Raw genomic sequence first — 15,934 nt, 5'->3', positions numbered from 1 at the left:
GGCGCATGGTACGGGGACGGCGTTGGGTGACCCGATCGAGGCTCAGGCGCTGATCGCGACGTATGGCCAGGATCGTGTGGCTGATCGGCCGTTGTGGTTGGGTTCGGTGAAGTCGAACATCGGTCATACTCAGGCTGCGGCGGGTGTGGCTGGTGTGATCAAGATGGTGCTGGCGATGCAGCATGGTGTGCTGCCCAGGACGCTTCACATCGACGATCCCTCCAGCCATGTGGATTGGTCGGCGGGGTCGGTGGAGCTGCTGACGGAGGCGCGGGAGTGGCCTGCTGGTCCCGGGCCGCGGCGGGCGGGTGTGTCGGGGTTCGGGATCAGTGGTACGAACGTGCATCTGATTCTGGAGCAGGACGAACTGCCTGAGGACCACCAAGTCCCCGAACCGGACGAGATTCGAGATTCGGGTGCGGTGGCGTGGGTGGTTTCTGCGCGGTCGTCGGGTGCGTTGGTGGAGCAGGCGGGGCGGTTGCGGGAGTTTGTTGTGGCGCGGCCGGAGTTGTCTGTGGCTGATGTGGCGCTTTCGTTGGCTTCGACGCGGTCGGTTGGTTTCCCGCACCGTTTGGTGGTGGTGGGTGCGGAGCGTGGGCGGTTGGTGGATGGTCTGGGGGCCGTGTCTGGGGGTGGTGAGGTGTCTGGGGTGGTGTCTGGTGTGGTGGGTTCGGTGGTGCGTCCGGTGTTTGTGTTTGCGGGGCAGGGGGCGCAGTGGGTGGGGATGGGTTTGGAGTTGTGGGAGCAGGAGCCGGTGTTTGGTGCGTGGATGGAGCGGTGTGGGGAGGCGTTGGCGCCGTTTGTGGAGTGGGGGTTGCGTGATGCTTTGGGGGATGGGGAGTTGTTGGGGCGGGTGGATGTGGTGCAGCCTGTGTCGTGGGCGGTGATGGTGAGTTTGGCGGGGTTGTGGCGGGCTCATGGTGTGGAGCCGTCGGGGGTGGTGGGGCATAGTCAGGGTGAGATTGCGGCGGCGTGTGTGGTGGGTGGGTTGAGTTTGGGGGATGGTGCGCGGGTGGTGGCGTTGCGGAGTCGGGCGTTGGCGGAGTTGGCGGGTTTGGGTGGGATGGTGTCGGTGCCGGTTGGGTTGGATGAGGTGCGGGAGTGGGTTTCTGGGTGGGGTGGGGGGTTGTCGGTGGCTGCGGTGAATGGTCCGCGGCAGGTGGTGGTGGCTGGTGAGGCTGCGGCGTGTGAGGGGTTCGCGGCTGCGTTTGCGGGGCGGGGTGCGCGGCGGATCGCGGTGGATTATGCCTCGCACACGGGGCAGGTGGAGGCGGTTGAGGAGCGGGTGGTGGAGGATCTGGCGGGGTTGGAGCCGGTGAGCAGTGCCGTTCCGTTCTATTCGACGGTTGAGGCGGGGGTGGTGGATACGGCTTGCCTGGATGGGGGGTACTGGTTCCGGAATCTGCGTGAGACGGTGCGTTTCGGTGAGGTGATTGCCGGGCTGGTGGAGGAGGGACACCGCACCTTCGTCGAGATCAGTGCGCATCCGGTGTTGGGGATGGCGGTTGCGCAGGCGGGTGAGGACTTGGTGGTTGCGGCGAGTTTGCGGCGTGGTGAGGGTGGCCGGGAGCGGTGGTTGCGGGCGTTGGCCGCGGCGTATGTCGCTGGTGCTGAGGTCGATTGGGCCGTGGTGCAGGGTGGCGGTGGCCGGGCTCTTAATGTGGGGTTGCCGACGTATCCGTTCCAGCGGCAGCTGTACTGGCCGCGTGCTGTCGCCAGGCGAGGTGACCCGTCCTCCGTAGGGCAGCAGCCGGCGACTCATCCGTTGCTAGGGGCTGCGGTGTGGCCGTCCGAGGGGGATGGGCTGATCCTCACCGGCCGCCTGTCGCTGTCGTCGGCACCGTGGCTGGCCGACCATGCCGTGCACGGGACCGTGCTGCTGGCAGGTACCGCGTTCGTTGATCTCGCCATCCACGCCGGCGACCTTGTCGGCTGCGGGGTGGTTGACGAACTCGCCCTGCAGGAACCCTTGGTACTGCCCGGCCACGGTGGCGTGCAGATTCAGGTCCATGTCGGGGGCAGTGAGGGGGCAGGTGAGGGGCGTCGGTCCGTGACGGTTTCCTCGCGGGAGGCGGAGGGCGGTTGGGTCCGGCACGCGGTCGGGGTGCTGTCGGCCGCCAGCGGTCCGGCTCCTGCTCCGTTGGTGCAGTGGCCGCCGAACGGTGCTGAGCCGGTACAACTCGACGAGCCATACGATCAGTTGGCGGAGCGTGGGTACGGGTACGGGCCGGCGTTCCAGGGGCTCCGCAGGGCGTGGCGTATCGGGGAGACGATCTACACCGAGGCTGAACTCCCTGAGACAGGTGGAGCTGAGTTTGCTGGGGCGGCTGGGGCTGGGGCTGGGGTCAGCGGGTTCGGGTTGCACCCGGCGTTGCTCGACGCCGTTTTGCATGGCCTGCTGGTTGATGGGTCGGATGGATCGGGTGGGGCGGGGTTGCCGTTTGCGTGGTCGGGTGTTCGGTTGCTGGCTGGTGGCGCCCGTCATCTGCGGGCTGTTCTCGTGCCGGGGGCAGACGGGTCGGTTGCGGTAAGCGCGTACGACGGCGCGGGGCAGCCAGTGTTCCAGGCCCAGTCTCTAGCGTTGCGGGAGATCTCGGAGGACCGCATTGCGCGTCCCGGTGAGCGGGAGGCGCGCCGGTCGCTGTTCACGGTGGCCTGGATCCCGCTGGCCGCTCCGGAGAGTCCAGCCGTGCCTCAGTGGGCCAGGTATGGGCAGGTAGCTGGGGCGGAGTATCCGTCGGTGGTGGTGGCGATGGTGCCCTCTGCTGCAGTTGGGCAGGAGCCGCCGGCCGCAGTTCGGGTGGCGAGCGCTCTGGTGCTCGGGTGGGTGCAGGAGTGGCTGGCCGATCCCGCCACCGCTGGCGCGCAGTTGGTGGTATGCACTGAGGGCGCGGCCGGTGGACAGGATCTGTCGGCCGCGGCGGTGTGCGGTCTGATTCGCTCCGCGCAGTCGGAACACCCCGGGCGGTTTCTGCTGGTCGACATCGACCCCGCGAGCGGGTTGGACGCTGCCCGGGATGCCGACGTGGAGACCGTGCTGAGTGCGGTGTTGAGCACCGGTGAGCCCGAAGCTTGGATACGCCCGGCAGCTGATACCGGAGGACCGGTGGCGTTCGGGCGGCGGTTGGTACGGGCTGGGGTGGGCGATTCGCAGACCATGCCTATGGCGTGGGATCCGGACGGCACCGTGCTGATCACCGGTGGCACCGGCACGCTCGGCAAACAGCTGGCCCTACACCTGGTGAAGGCTCAGGGGATGCGGCACTTGGCGCTCCTCTCGAGGCAGGGCGCGGGTGCCCCGGGTGTCGTTGAGCTGGTCACGGAACTGGCCGAACTGGGGGCTGACGTAAGCGTGGTGGCCGGAGATGCGGCGGACCGTGTTGCGCTGGCGAGGGTGTTGGAGAGGATTGCGGGCGAGCGCCCGTTGACGGCGGTGGTGCACGCTGCCGGGGTGCTCGATGATGCCACCATTGAGACGCTGACCGCGGAGCGATTCGCGACGGTACTGGGGGCGAAGGCGGACGCAGCCTGGAATCTGCACGAGTTGACCGAAGGGATGGACCTGGCCGGGTTCGTCGTCTATTCCTCGGCCGCAGCCATCCTCGGCAGTTCTGGACAGGGTAACTACGCGGCTGCCAATGCGTTCCTGGATGCGTTGGCGGCTCATCGTCATGAACGTGGGTTGGTGGGGCAGTCGCTGGCGTGGGGGCTGTGGGCCGAGCGTTCGACCATGACCGCACATCTCGATGACGCGGGTATGTCCCGGCTGACTCGTGGTGGTATTCGGCCGATGACGACAGAACAGGGCTTGGCCCTGTTCGATGCCGCGGTCCGGCTGGCCGTACCCTTGCTCGTCCCGGCCCGGCTTGATGTGGCCGGCTTCTTCCGAACTGGTGGGCCACTGCCCGCGCTTCTGCACGAGTTGGCCACCAGTGTCGGTACACGGCCGACCGCCGTCGCCGCCGCAGCGGCCGAGGGCCTGGCCGCCCAACTGGCCGCGCTCAACACGGCTGACCGGCAGCAGGCCGTCCTGCAGATCGTGCAGACCCACGCCGCGGCGGCGCTCGGTCATGCGGGTTCCGAGGCGGTCGAGCCACAGCAGGCATTCAGGGATATGGGCTTTGATTCCCTGACCGCACTCGAGATGCGTAATCGACTTACGACCGCGACTGGACTCCGGCTGCCGGCCACTCTGGTCTTCGACCATCCCAACGCCGCCGCGCTTTCGGGATACCTGCATGATCAGCTGCTGCCCCAGTTGGCTGATCACAGCAGCCAGGCTGCGGCGCCGGTGGTCCGTGTCGGTCTGGATGAGCCGATTGCGATCGTGGGAATGGGCTGCCGGTTCCCGGGCGGGGTCGAGAACCCGGAGAGCTTCTGGCGGCTGGTGGCGAGCGAGACGGACGCGATCTCGCGCTTCCCTGATGACCGCGGCTGGGACCTGGAGGCTCTCGACGGCGTTGTCCGTGATTCCGGTCGTGAGGGTGCGGCATTCGCGGCTGTGGGCGGGTTCGTATATGACGCTGGGGAATTCGACGCGGAGTTCTTCGGGATCAGTCCGCGTGAGGCTGTGGCGATGGATCCGCAGCAGCGGTTGCTGTTGGAGACGTCCTGGGAGGCGTTGGAGGACGCGGGAATCGACCCGGCGTCGCTGCGGGGTTCTGACGTCGGTGTGTATGCCGGGGTGATGTATCACGACTACGGCACCATTGTTGATGGCGAGGCAGAGGCATCCGAGGGGACCGGCAGTGCCGGGAGTGTGGTTTCGGGTCGGGTGGCGTATTGCTTGGGGTTGCAGGGTCCTGCGGTGTCGGTGGATACGGCGTGTTCGTCGTCGTTGACGGCGATGCATTTGGCGGCGCAGGCGTTGCGGTCGGGTGAGTGTGGGATGGCGTTGGCGGGTGGTGTGACGGTGATGGCGACGCCGGGCACGTTCACTGAGTTTGCGCGGCAGCGGGGGTTGGCTGGGGATGGCCGGTGCAAGCCGTTTGCGGATGCCGCGGATGGTACGGGGTGGGGTGAGGGTGTGGGGGTGCTGGTGTTGGAGCGGTTGTCTGATGCGCGTGTGCGTGGGCATCGGGTGTTGGCGGTGATACGTGGTAGTGCGGTGAATCAGGATGGTGCGTCGAATGGTTTGACGGCGCCGAATGGTCCGTCGCAGCAGCGGGTGATCCGGCAGGCTTTGGCGAGTGCGGGGTTGTCGGCGCGGGATGTGGATGTGGTGGAGGCGCATGGTACGGGGACGGCGTTGGGTGACCCGATCGAGGCTCAGGCGCTGATCGCGACGTACGGGCAGGATCGGCCGGAGGGCCGGCCGTTGTGGCTGGGCTCGGTGAAGTCGAACATCGGTCATACCCAGGCTGCGGCGGGTGTGGCTGGTGTGATCAAGATGGTGTTGGCGATGCAGCATGGTGTGCTGCCCAGGACGCTCCACATCGACGATCCCTCCAGCCATGTGGATTGGTCGGCGGGGTCGGTGGAGCTGCTGACGGAGGCGCGGGAGTGGCCTGCGGGCGCCGGGCCGCGGCGGGCGGGTGTGTCGGGGTTCGGGATCAGTGGGACCAATGTGCATCTGATTCTGGAGGAAGATCAGCAGGCTCAGGTTGTTGAGCAGGAGCGGACTCCTGATTCGGGTGCGGTGGCGTGGGTGTTGTCGGCGCGGTCGTCGGGTGCGTTGGTGGAGCAGGCGGGTCGGTTGCGGGAGTTTGTTGTGGCGCGGCCGGAGTTGTCTGTGGCTGATGTGGGGTTGTCTTTGGCTTCGACGCGGTCGGTTGGGTTTCCGTATCGGTTGGTGGTGGTGGGTGCGGAGCGTGGGCGGTTGTTGGATGGTCTGGGGGCCGTGTCTGGGGGTGGTGAGGCGTCTGGGGTGGTGTCTGGTGTGGTGGGTTCGGTGGTGCGGCCGGTGTTTGTGTTTGCGGGTCAGGGGGCGCAGTGGGTGGGGATGGGTTTGGAGTTGTGGGAGCAGGAGCCGGTGTTTGGTGCGTGGATGGAGCGGTGTGGGGAGGCGTTGGCGCCGTTTGTGGAGTGGGGGTTGCGTGATGCTTTGGGGGATGGGGAGTTGTTGGGGCGGGTGGATGTGGTGCAGCCTGTGTCGTGGGCGGTGATGGTGAGTTTGGCGGGGTTGTGGCGGGCTCATGGTGTGGAGCCGTCGGGGGTGGTGGGGCATAGTCAGGGTGAGATTGCGGCGGCGTGTGTGGTGGGTGGGTTGAGTTTGGGGGATGGTGCGCGGGTGGTGGCGTTGCGGAGTCGGGCGTTGGCGGAGTTGGCGGGTTTGGGTGGGATGGTGTCGGTGCCGGTTGGGTTGGATGAGGTGCGGGAGTGGGTTTCTGGGTGGGGTGGGGGGTTGTCGGTGGCTGCGGTGAATGGTCCGCGGCAGGTGGTGGTGGCTGGTGAGGCTGCGGCGTGTGAGGGGTTCGCGGCTGCGTTTGCGGGGCGGGGTGCGCGGCGGATCGCGGTGGATTATGCCTCGCACACGGGGCAGGTGGAGGCGGTTGAGGAGCGGGTGGTGGAGGATCTGGCGGGGTTGGAGCCGGTGAGCAGTGCCGTTCCGTTCTATTCGACGGTTGAGGCGGGGGTGGTGGATACGGCGTCCCTGGATGGGGGGTACTGGTTCCGGAATCTGCGTGAGACGGTGCGTTTCGGTGAGGTGATTGCCGGGCTGGTGGAGGAGGGACACCGTACTTTTGTGGAGATCAGTGCGCATCCGGTGTTGGGGATGGCGGTTGCGCAGGCGGGTGAGGATTTGGTGGTGACTGCCAGCCTGCAACGGGGGCAGGGTGGCCGGGAGCGGTGGTTGCGGGCGTTGGCCGCGGCGTATGTCGCCGGCGCGGCGGTGAATTGGGCATTGGTGACTGGTGAGGGTGGCCCGGCTCGCAGGGTGAGCCTGAGCCTGCCGACGTATCCGTTCCAGCGGCGGCGGTTCTGGCCGCGCGCGGTGGCCCGTAGCGGAGATGCCTCTTCGGCCGGACAGCAGGCATCGGGCCATCCGTTGCTGGCGGCGGTGGTGTGGTTGTCCGAGGGTGACGGGTTGGCCCTCACGGGACGCCTGTCGCTGTCGGCGGCACCGTGGTTGGCTGACCATGCCGTGCACGGGACCGTGCTGCTGGCAGGGACCGCGTTCGTTGATCTCGCCATCCACGCCGGCGACTTGGTGGGCTGCGGGGTACTTGAGGAACTTGCGCTGCAGGAGCCGCTGGTGCTGCCCGGCCGGGGCGCCGGCGTGCAGATCCAGGTACACGTCAGCGAAAGTGACAGCGGTGACGGAGGCGGGGGTGCTGGCGAGGGGCGTCGGTCGGTGACGGTTTCCTCGAGGGATGCGGAGGGTGTTTGGGTCCGGCATGCGGTCGGGGTGCTGTCGGCCGCCAGCGGTCCGGCTCCGATGCCGTTGGTGCAGTGGCCGCCGGTCGGGGCTGAGCCGATTGCGCTGGATGACGTTTACGGTCAGTTGGCGGAGCGTGGGTACGGGTACGGGCCGGCGTTCCAGGGGCTTCGCAGGGCGTGGCGTGATGGGGAGGCTATCTATACGGAGGCTGAGCTCCCTGAGACAGGTGGAGCTGAGTTTGCTGGGGCGGCTGGGGCTGGGGGCAGCGGGTTTGGGTTGCATCCTGCGTTGTTGGATGCTGCCCTGCATGGTCTGCTGGTCGGTGGTTTTGGCGGGTCTGGTGGTGGAACGGGTTTGCCGTTTGCGTGGTCGGGTGTTCGGTTGCTGGCTGGTGGCGCCCGTCATTTGCGGGCTGTTCTCGTGCCGGGGGCGGACGGGTCGGTTGCGGTGAGTGCGTATGACGGTGCGGGGCAGCCGGTGTTCCAGGCCCAGTCTCTAGCGTTGCGGGAGATCCCGGCGGAGCACTTCACGCGTCCGGGTGAGCGTGAGGTGCGTCGTTCGTTGTTCACGGTGGACTGGGCTCCGCTTCCGGTCTCGGACGAGCTGGTCGTACCGCGGTGGGGGAGGTATGGGCAGGTAGCCGGGTCGGAATACCCGCCAATCGTTGTGGCGGCAGTGCCCTCTGCCGCGGACGGGCAGGAGGCACCGGCCGCGGCACGGGCGGCGAGCGCGCTGGTGCTCGGGTGGCTGCAGGAGTGGCTGGCAGATCCTGCTGCTGCCGATGCGCAGTTGGTGATGTGGACTCGAGGTGGGGTCAGCGGGGAGGACCTGTCTGCTTCCGCGGTCTGCGGGCTGGTGCGTTCTGCGCAGTCTGAGCATCCGGGGCGGTTTGTGTTGGTGGATGTCGACCCCGCCACCGGTCTGGATGCCGATCGGGACGCCGACGTGGAGACAGTGCTGGCTGCGGTGTCGAGTGCCGGTGAGCCGGAGACCTGGATCCGTCCGGGCGCGGACGCCGGGGCGCCGGCGGTGTTCGGGCGGCGGTTGGTGCGGGTGGGGGAGCGGGAGGTGTTGCTGCCTGCCGGGGCGGGGTGGCGTCTGGAGGTGGGTGAGCGGGGTGATCTGGGCAGTGTGGGTGTTGTTGATGCTCCTGAGTCGGGTGCGGGGTTGTTGCCTGGGCAGGTGCGGGTGGGGGTGCGTGCTGCCGGGTTGAATTTTCATGATGTGGTGTCGGGGTTGGGGTTGGTGGCTGATGGGAGGGTTCTGGGTGGTGAGGGGGCCGGGGTTGTGCTGGAGGTGGGCCCGGGGGTGGAGGGTCTTGTTGTGGGGCAGGCGGTGATGGGTCTGGTGCCTGGGTGGGGGCCGGTTTCGGTTGTTGATCACCGGTTGGTGACGGGTGTGCCGCGGGGGTGGTCGTTCGAGGAGGCTGCGGCGGTGCCGGTGGTGTTCCTGACGGCGTTTTATGGTTTGCGGGATTTGGCTGGGGTGCGTGCGGGTCAGCGGGTGTTGATTCATGCGGGTACTGGTGGTGTGGGGATGGCTGCGGTGCAGTTGGCCCGGGCGTGGGGGCTGGAAGTGTTTGCCACGGCGAGTCCGGTCAAGCAGGACACGCTGCGGGCTATGGGCATCGCGGACGACCACATTGCTTCGTCGCGTGATCTGGAGTTCGGTGAGCGGTTCCTCGCGGTCACGGGCGGTGAGGGTGTGGATGTCGTTCTGAACTCGTTGACGGGGGAGTTCGTCGAGGCGTCGCTGGCGTTGCTGCCTCGGGGTGGGCGGTTCGTGGAGATGGGTAAGACGGACGTCCGTCGGGCCGATGAGGTGGCCCGGTCGTATCCCGGGGTGGTGTATCAGGCGTTTGATCTGATGGATGCGGGTGTGCCGCGTATCGCGGTGATGCTTGCGGAGATCATGGGGATGTTCGAGGCGGGGTCGTTGCGGTTGCTGCCGGTGACCGGGTTCGGTCTGTCGCAGGCGGTCTCGGCGTTGCGTTACCTGCAGGCGGCCCGGCATGTGGGCAAGGTGGTCCTGCGTGTGCCGGCTGAATGGGACCCGGATGGCACGGTGCTGATCACGGGCGGTACTGGGACGTTGGGGCGGGAGTTGGCCCGGCATCTGGTGACGGCCCGGGGTATGCGGCATTTGCTGCTGGTCTCGCGGCAGGGGGCGGGGGCGCCGGGGGCGGCGGAGTTGGTTGCGGAGTTGACCGGACTCGGTGCTGCGGTAGAGGTAGTGGCCGCTGATACCTCGGATCGTGACGCTCTGGCCGGGGTGTTGCATGAGGTAGCGGCTGAGCATCCGCTGACTGCGGTGGTGCATGCTGCCGGGGTGCTCGATGACGCCACGGTCGAGTCGCTTACTCCGCAGCGTATTGGGCGGGTGCTGGCGGCGAAGGCGGACGCGGCCTGGAATCTGCACGAGTTGACCGAGGGGATGGACCTGGCCGGGTTCGTCCTGTACTCCTCGGCTGCTGCGGTGCTGGGCAGTCCTGGGCAGAGCGGGTATGCCGCCGCCAACGCCTTCCTTGACGCTCTTGCTGCCTACCGTCGTGAGCGTGGCTTGGTGGCGCAGTCGCTGGCGTGGGGGCTGTGGGCGGAGCGCTCGACGATGACTGCGCATCTCGACGATGTTGGGGTGTCTCGGCTGGCTCGTGGTGGTGTTCGGCCGATGTCCACTGGGCAGGGTTTGGCTCTGTTCGATGCCGCAGCTCGGTTGTCTGCCTCGTTGGTGGTTCCGGCTCGTATGGAGTTGGCCGGACTCTCGCGCACCGGTCCGTTGCCCGCCCTGCTGCGGGAGTTGGCCAAGGGCACCGGAATGCGGCCGACTGCTACTGCCGCAACGGCGGCCGAAGGCCTGGGCGCCCAGTTGGCTGCGCTCAGTGCGGCCGAGCGGGAGCAGGCCGTCCTGCAGATGGTACGAACCCATGCCGCGGCCGTACTTGGACATGCTCGGCCAGAGAACGTCGACCCACAACATGCGTTCCGTGACATGGGCTTTGACTCCCTGACCGCGCTCGAACTGCGCAACCGACTCGCCACCGCCACAGGGCTCCGGCTGCCAGCCACGCTGGTCTTCGACCATCCGAGCGCTGTCGCGCTCTCGAGCCACCTGCATGACCAGCTGGTGCCTCAACTGGCCGAGGCCAATGCCCAGGCTGCGGCGCCCGCGGTCCGTGCTGCTCTGGACGAGCCGATTGCGATCGTGGGCATGGGCTGCCGGTTCCCGGGCGGGGTTGAGGATCCGGAGGGCTTCTGGCGGTTGGTTGCGGGTGAGACGGACGCGATCTCGGCATTTCCCGTTGACCGGGGCTGGGACAGGGACGTGTTCGGTGGTGAGGACGCTTCGTTCGCCCAGGTGGGTGGGTTCGTGTACGGGGCTGGTGATTTTGATGCGGAGTTCTTCGGGATCAGTCCGCGTGAGGCTTTGGCGATGGATCCGCAGCAGCGGTTGCTGTTGGAGACGTGCTGGGAGGCTTTGGAGGACGCGGGGATCGATCCGGCGTCGTTGCGGGGTTCTGACGCGGGGGTTTATGCGGGGATCATCACCTCTGGCTATCAAGCCGGTGAGAGGGATGGTGCCGGTGGCTATGGGATGACCGGGACGACGGTGAGTGTGGCGTCGGGTCGGGTGGCGTATTGCTTGGGGTTGCAGGGTCCTGCGGTGTCGGTGGATACGGCGTGTTCGTCGTCGTTGACGGCGATGCATTTGGCGGCGCAGGCGTTGCGGTCGGGTGAGTGTGGGATGGCGTTGGCGGGTGGTGTGACGGTGATGGCGACACCCGCCACGTTCACCGAGTTTGCGCGGCAGCGGGGGTTGGCTGCGGACGGCCGGTGCAAACCTTTCGCGGATGCCGCGGACGGCACCGGTTTTGGTGAGGGCGTCGGGATGGTGGTGTTGGAGCGGTTGTCTGATGCGCGTGCGCGTGGGCACCGGGTGTTGGCGGTGATACGTGGTAGCGCGGTGAACCAGGACGGTGCGTCGAACGGGCTCACGGCGCCGAATGGTCCGTCGCAGCAGCGGGTGATCCGGCAGGCACTGGCCAGCGCGGGGTTGTCGGCGCGGGATGTGGATGTGGTGGAGGCGCATGGTACGGGGACGGCGCTGGGTGACCCGATCGAGGCTCAGGCGCTCATCGCGACGTATGGGCAGGATCGGCCGGAGGGTCGGCCGTTGTGGCTGGGTTCGGTGAAGTCGAACATTGGTCATACCCAGGCCGCGGCAGGTGTGGCCGGGGTCATCAAGATGGTCCTGGCCATGGAACATGGTGTGCTGCCTAAGACACTTCACATCGACGATCCATCCAGCCATGTGGATTGGGCGGCGGGGTCGGTCCAACTGCTCAGTGAGGAAATGGAGTGGCCTGCCGGCGCCGGGCCGCGGCGGGCGGGTGTGTCCGGGTTCGGGATCAGTGGTACGAACGTGCATCTGATTCTGGAGCAGGGTGAGCTGTGTGAGGAGGATCCGGCTCCTGAACCGGATTCGGGTGCGGTTGCGTGGGTGGTTTCTGCGCGGTCGGAGGCTGCGTTGGTGGAGCAGGCGGGTCGGTTGCGGGAGTTTGTGGTGGCGCGGCCGGAGTTGGCTTTGGGGGATGTGGCGTTTTCGTTGGCTTCGTCGCGGTCGGTTGGGTTTCCGTATCGGTTGGTGGTGGTGGGTGGGGAGCGTGGTGAGTTGTTGGATGGGTTGGGGGTTGGTGTGTCGGGTGGTGGTGGGTCGGGTGTGGTGGTGGGGCGTGGGGGTGAGGGCCGGGTGGGTCTGGTGTTTTCGGGTCAGGGGAGTCAGCGGGTGGGGATGGGTGGGGGTTTGTATGCGGCGTTTCCGGTGTTTGCTGAGGCGTTTGATGAGGTGTGTGATGCGTTTGAGGGGTTGTTGCCTGGTTCGTTGCGGGAGGTGATCGGGCGGGGTGGGCCGGAGTTGGATGAGACGGTGTTTGCGCAGGCGGGGTTGTTTGCGGTGCAGGTGGGGTTGTTCCGGTTGGTGTCGTCGTGGGGTGTGGAGCCGGTGTGTGTGGCGGGGCATTCGGTTGGTGAGGTGTCGGCGGCGTTTGTGGCGGGGGTGTGGGATCTGCGGGGTGCGTGTGCGGTGGTGGCTGCGCGTGGCCGGTTGATGCAGGAGTTGCCTGTGGGTGGGGCGATGGTGGCGTTGGATGCGTCGCCGGAGCAGGCGGGGGAGTTGGTTGCCGGGCAGGAGGGGGTGGGGGTCGCTGTGGTGAATGGGCCTGGGCAGACGGTGGTGTCGGGGGTGGAGTCGGTGGTGGAGCGGTTGGCTGGGGTGTGGCGGGAGCGGGGTGGGCGTGCGCGTCGGTTGCGGGTGAGTCATGCTTTTCATTCGCCGTTGATGGATCCGATGTTGGAGGAGTTCGGGCGGGTTTTGGCGGGGGTGGAGTTTCACGAGCCGCGGATTGCTCTGGTGACGGGCAAGCCGGGGGCGCAGGTGACGGATCCGGGGTATTGGGTGGCGCATGTGCGGGAGACGGTGCGGTATCACGACACGGTCGTGGCGATGCGTGATGCGGGTGTGAACATTTTTGCGGAGCTGGGTCCGGACGGGGCGTTGTCGGCGATGGCGGATCCGGACTCTGGGGTGTGGGTGCCGGTGCTGCGGGCCGGGCAGGACGAGCCCGCGAGTGCGTTGAAGGCGCTGGCGGGTGTGTATGTGGCAGGGGGTGAAGTGGACTGGGCACAGGTCACTGGTCCGGATGGCCGGGCGGGTGGTCGGGCTCGCAGGGTGGGTCTGCCGACGTATGCGTTCCAGCGGCGGCGGTACTGGCCGCGTGCGCTGGGCCAGCGGGGCGATGTGTCTTCGGTGGGTCTGCAGTCGTCGGGGCATCCGTTGCTGGCGGCGGCGGTGTGGCTGTCGGAGGGTGACGGGCTGGTGCTGACCGGCCGCCTGTCGGTGGCGGCGGCGCCGTGGCTGGCCGATCACGCTGTGCGCGGGACGGTGTTGCTGGCCGGTACCGCGTTTGTGGACCTGGCCGTCCATGCCGGCGACCTGGTCGGCTGCGGGACGCTTGATGAACTCGCTCTGCAGGAGCCGTTGGTGCTGCCCGGCCAGGGTGGCGTGCAGATACAGGTGCACGTGGGCGACAGCGAGGGCGGTGCCGATGGTGATGGCGTTGGCGGGGGCCGTCGGTCGGTGACGGTTTCTTCGCGGGACGCGGAAGGCGCCTGGGTCCGGCACGCGGTCGGGGTGCTTTCCACCGCCGATGGCCCGGCTCCGGCGCCGTTGGTGCAGTGGCCGCCCTCGGGAGCCGAACCGGTTCCACTCGACGACGTCTACGAACAACTGGCCGAGCGTGGTTACGGGTACGGCCCGGCGTTCCAGGGACTCCACCGTGCCTGGCGCATAGGGGACACGATCTACACGGAGGCTGAACTCCCCGACGCAGCCGAGATCGAAATTCCTGAAGCCGCCGGCGCGGATTCGCTCGGGGCCGCGACGGGGGCTGGTGGGTTCGCGTTGCACCCGGCTCTGCTGGACGCCGTCTTGCACGGGCTCATGGCCGGTGGTCCCGATGGGCATGAAGGTGGGCACGGTAGGCCTGGCGGCCTGCCCTTTGCGTGGTCGGGCGTTCGGCTGCTCGCCGGCGGTGCCCGTCACCTCCGGGCCGTTCTGGCTCCGGGGGCGGACGGCTCGATCGCGGTGAGTGCCTTCGACGGGGCTGGCCAACCAGTTCTGCAGGCCCAGTCTCTGACGTTCCGGGAGATCCCGGCGGACCACATCAGTGCTTTCGGCGAGCGCGAAGTGCGCCGATCGCTGTACACGGTGGACTGGGTCCCGCTAACGGCTCCGGAACGTTCTGCCGTGCCGCGGTGGGCCAGGTATGGGCGGATGGCAGGGGCTGAATGTCCGTCGGTGGTTGTCGCGGTCGTGCCGTCTGCTCCTGCCGGGGAGGAGGCGCCGGCCGCGGCCGCCCAGGCTGCGGCGTTGGTGCTGGCGTGGGCGCAGGAGTGGTTGGCCGATCCCGCCACCGCTGACGCCCAGTTGCTGATATGCACCCGGGGTGCTGCCGGGGGGCAGGATCTGTCGGCCGCCGCGGTCTGCGGTCTGATGCGCTCCGCGCAATCCGAACACCCAGGCCGGCTCCTGCTGGCCGACATCGACCCGGCGACGGGGTTGGACGCCAACCTGGATGCCGATGTGGAAACTGTGCTGGCCGCAGTGTTGAGCGGCGGCGAAGCCGAGACCTGGATCCGTCCTGCGGCCGACACAGGGGCCCCGTTGGCCTTCGGGCGAAGGTTGGTGCGGACCGGGACGGGCGACGCGCAGGCTGGGCATGCCAAGTGGGATCCGCACGGGACGGTGCTGATACTTGGTGGCACCGGCGCGCTAGGGCGGCAGTTGGCCCGGCATCTGGTCGTAACTCGGGGAATGCGAAACCTGTTGCTGGTCTCGCGGCAGGGGCCGGGCGCTCCCGGCGCCGCCGAGTTGGTCGCGGATCTCGCCGAGCTGGGCGCCGCCGTAAAGATAGTGGCCGGAGACGCGGCAGAACGCGGCTTGCTGGGCACGGCCATTGAGGGGATACCGGTCGAGCATCCGCTGACGGCGGTGGTCCATGCTGCTGGGGTCCTCGATGACGCCACGGTTGAGTCGCTCACTGCGCAGCGGATTGCGACGGTGCTTGCGGCGAAGGCGGATGTGGCCTGGAACCTGCATGAGCTGACCAAGGGGATGGACCTGGCCGGGTTCGTGGTCTTCTCCTCGGCCGCTGCCATTCTCGGCAGCCCGGGGCAGGGCAACTATGCGGCGGCCAACGCGTTCCTGGATGCGCTGGCGGCTCACCGTCGTGAGCGTGGGTTGGTGGCGCAGTCGCTGGCGTGGGGGCTGTGGGCCGAACGCTCGACCATGACCGCGCACCTTGACGACGCCAGCATGTCACGGCTGACCCGCGGCGGCATCCAACCGATGACCACGGAGCACGGCCTGGCCCTGTTCGACGCCGCGGTCCAGCTGGCCGCGCCACTGGTGGTCCCTGCCCGCCTGGAGTTGGCCGGCTTCGCCCGCGCCGGTGCGCAGTTGCCCGCAGTGTTGCAGGACCTGGCCACCAGTATGGGTACACGGCCGACTGCCGCGGCGGCGACGCAGGTCGAGGGCCTGGCGGCCCAGCTGGCTGTCCTGAGCGAGGCCGACCGCGAGCAGGCCGTTCTGCAGATCGTGCAGACGCACGCCGCGGCTGTCCTTGGACACGATCGGCCTGAGAACGTCGAGCCGCAGCAGGCGTTCCGGGAGATGGGCTTCGATTCCCTGACCGCTCTCGAACTGCGTAACCGTCTCGCCACTGCCACGGGACTCCGACTGCCCGCCACCCTCATCTTCGACCATCCGGCACCCCTCGAACTCAGCCGGCAATTGGGCAGTCTGCTGGCCGTGGACAAGCCCACCGCGTATGCGCCTGATCAGATCTTCAGGGATCTCGATCTCTTGACGACGGCGCTGTCTCATCTCGTTGCCGAGGAGGGCGAACGTGCAGCCATTACGAACCGGCTTCAAAGCTTGTTGACGGAATGGATGAAAACGGCGCAAGTCGAAGATTCTGACTCGGTCAGAAATCGCATCAGTACGGCGTCCGACGAAGAGATCATCGACTTCGTCGGCAAAGAGTTCGGCATTTCATGA

Annotated in this window: 1 protein-coding gene (running past one end of the window); it reads left to right on the top strand. The window is 67.7% G+C overall.

The genetic code is table 11. The annotated features are described in order from the left end of the window. Positions 1-15,934 carry the end of an SDR family NAD(P)-dependent oxidoreductase gene (locus tag A6P39_RS06325; protein ID WP_331454101.1) on the top strand. The gene continues 16,613 nt to the left of window position 1, outside the view, so only the last 15,934 of its 32,547 coding nucleotides appear in the window; its start codon lies beyond the left edge, outside the window; its stop codon occupies positions 15,932-15,934.

Origin of the sequence: Streptomyces sp. FXJ1.172, assembly GCF_001636945.3 — a bacterium.
Lineage (GTDB): Bacteria > Actinomycetota > Actinomycetes > Streptomycetales > Streptomycetaceae > Streptomyces.
The sequence above is the reverse complement of the archived record's forward strand: the minus strand, read 5'-3'. Positions and strand labels throughout refer to the sequence as shown.